Here is a 2,765-nt window from a genome sequence, read left to right as displayed (position 1 = left end):
GAATCCCAACCAGCAACCATTCCAAAGAACAGCCACCAGTCCGGGGTATAAAACAATTGGCACTGGCTTTACAAGCACCCTGTTGAGTTCTCAAAGAACAACCACACACCAACCAGAAACCCCGCGCCGCGGAGCCCCTGCTTGGGGCATTTCGTTCAACCACCCGCCGCTCTCGCGCCGGGCACTTTTACTACGTTACCTCACCGTCTCTGCCGTGTCAAACCGTGTGTCCCGGTCTGTCACGCTTCGTACGGGTCGGCACCGCTGAACCCACGCAGCAGTCACCCGCTGCGTCTGATCATCGGATTTGGCAGGCCGGCCGCTGCGGTCTCCCGCTAGCTCGCCCGGTTCCCTGCCGGTCGACAACCTTACCCGGTCGGTTTCGCTCCGCCAAATCCGCCCTCCGGCATCTTGGCGAGCATCGCCCGGACCAGGTCTTGCGGAGGTGAGAACCTCGTTCGGACCCGGCGCCAATCCCGGTTCGGCGCTTCAGGACTTTCGTCCCGTTTGCCCCGTTCCGCGCTGGCAGAGAGAAAGTTACGCGGCCACAGGTTTGATCGTCAAATCGGTGGGTAGCGGCGCGCGTCACACCCGTCCGACGCGGGCAGGGCGGCGGGAGGCACGGTAGGCGCGGATGCCCAGGACACCGACAGTCGTGCCGATCGCCAGAGAGGCGCCGATCAGCAGGGCGTGCACCCAGAGGAAACCCGTCGGACTGCCCTCGCCGACGACGCCGGCAGACCAGGCGCGCTCGTCGTTCCAGATGGCGACCGCGAACCTCGGCCAGATCGCCCAGGTCCACACTCCGACGGCGACCAGGAACAGTGACCAACCACGTGACAGGACCATGGTCGGCCAGTATGCCAGCGGGCCGTACCCGCAGGTCAGGGCGTCGGGGACGGCGACGCGTGTTTCCGGCGTGGCCGCCGGGGCACTGTTCCCGGCGTCGAGCCGATGCGCGGGAGGTGCCACCTATGCAGCCGTTCAACCCCTGGGCCTGGCGGGACCCGTCCGCCCTGGCGGGTGGGTACGACCAGACCCGGCCCGGAGACGTACCGCGGCAGCGCGCCGCGGACACCGACGACCAGCTCGACGCCCCCGGTCCCGGTACGCCGCTCGACCTCACCGGCTACCGGGTGGAGGCGACTGACGGCCGGATCGGGTCGATCGACGAGGCGAACGAGGACGCCGACGCGCGCTACCTGGTGGTGGACACCGGGCCGTGGATCTTCGGGAAGAAGGTGCTGCTGCCGGCCGGCACCGTGGCCCGGGTCGACCACCTGGACCGCGTGGTGCACGTGGACCGCACCCGCGACCAGGTGAAGGAGTCGCCCGCGTTCGACAGCGACCACTTCGCGCACCCGGAGTACCGGGAGCGGGTCGGCAGCTACTACTCCGAGAGCTATCGACAGCAGTAAGCGCGGCAGGAGGCAGCGACGCGGGCCGGTGAGCGGTTACCGTGTCAGGCATGGTCCGGCCGCGCAGCTGCCTCCCGGAGACCCGTAGCGGTCTTCCGGGCCACGCTGTCGACGGCCGGGAGCAGATCCTCGACGTACTCCGTGCCGGCGGACTCCGATTCCGCGCCGGCGGGCGATGGCGGCGCTCGTTCTGACGAGCCCGCTCCACCGACCCGGGTGACACCCGGGTCGCTTCTCCCCGCCAGCGAACGGCACGAAAGGCGTACGACCATGTCCTCTGCACGCATGCTCACCGGAGACCGCCCGACCGGGCGGCTGCACCTCGGCCACTACGTGGGCAGCATCGCCAACCGGGTGCGGCTGCACCAGCGCTACGAGAGCTTCTTCATCATCGCCGACCTGCACATGCTCACCACTCGCAACAGCCGCGCGGACATCGAGCAGGTGGCGCACAACGCCCGCGAGATGGTCACCGACATCCTGGCCGCCGGGGTGGAGCCGGAGCGGGCCACGTTCTACCTCCAGTCGGCGATCCCCGAGGTCGGCGACCTGAACACGCTGTTCCAGAACCTGATCACGGTGCCCCGGCTGGAACGGGTGCCGTCGCTGAAGGAGATGACCCGGGACGCCGGCAAGGACGAAATGCCGTACGGCCTGCTCGGCTACCCCGTCCTCCAGGCCGCCGACATCCTCTGCGTGAAGGGGCAGGTCGTGCCGGTCGGGAAGGACAACGCCGCGCACGTCGAGGTGACCCGGGAGATCGCCCGGCGGTTCAACCATCTCTACGGCGAGGTCTTCCCGGTGCCCGACATGCTCATGTCGGAAACGCCCACGCTGGTCGGCACGGACGGCGCCGGGAAGATGAGCAAGAGCAAGGGGAACGCGATCGCGCTCTCCGACGACGCGGCGACGGTGCGCCGCAAGGTGATGGGGATGTACACCGACCCGAACCGGGTCCGCGCCGACGTGCCCGGCACCGTCGAGGGGAACCCGGTCTTCGAGTACCACGACATCTTCAACCCGGACCGGGCGCAGGTGGCGGAGTTCAAGGACCGCTACCGGGCCGGGCGGGTCGGTGACGTCGAGGTCAAGGAGGCGCTGGCGACGGCGCTCAACCGGTTCCTCGACCCGATCCGGGACCGCCGGGCCCGGATCGAGGCGCAGCCCGGCCTGGACGCCGAGCTGATGGTGACCGGCACCTCGCGGACCCTCGTCGAGGTGCGCCGCACGCTCGTCGCGGTCCGCCGGGCGATGGGCCTGAGCAGCGCGTACGCCCAGGTGCGGCGCCGGGCCGAGCGCTACCGCAAGGCCGTCGCCACCTCGGCCTGACGACAGACCGGCCCGGGG

Annotated in this window: 3 protein-coding genes; 2 read left to right on the top strand and 1 reads right to left on the bottom strand. The window is 69.3% G+C overall.

Going from position 1 to position 2,765, the window contains the following annotated elements:
- Positions 1–585: 585 nt before the first annotated feature.
- Positions 586–849, bottom strand: coding sequence for an SCO4848 family membrane protein (locus KBX39_RS28115; RefSeq protein ID WP_043327811.1), 264 nt, complete (start codon positions 847–849; stop codon positions 586–588).
- Between the two features lie 125 nt (positions 850–974).
- Between KBX39_RS28115 and KBX39_RS28110 the strand changes: the two genes are divergently transcribed.
- Positions 975–1,418 (top strand): PRC-barrel domain-containing protein, encoded by a 444-nt coding sequence (locus KBX39_RS28110; RefSeq protein ID WP_064448820.1) that lies wholly within the window; start codon positions 975–977, stop codon positions 1,416–1,418.
- A gap of 270 nt (positions 1,419–1,688) precedes the next feature.
- Entirely contained in the window at positions 1,689–2,747 is a 1,059-nt protein-coding gene (trpS, locus tag KBX39_RS28105) for a tryptophan--tRNA ligase (RefSeq protein WP_210873413.1), read from the top strand.
- Positions 2,748–2,765: the final 18 nt, after the last annotated feature.

Source organism: Micromonospora sp. D75, from assembly GCF_018070405.1.
GTDB lineage: Bacteria > Actinomycetota > Actinomycetes > Mycobacteriales > Micromonosporaceae > Micromonospora > Micromonospora chalcea.
This window is presented reverse-complemented; position numbering and strand designations above follow the sequence as displayed.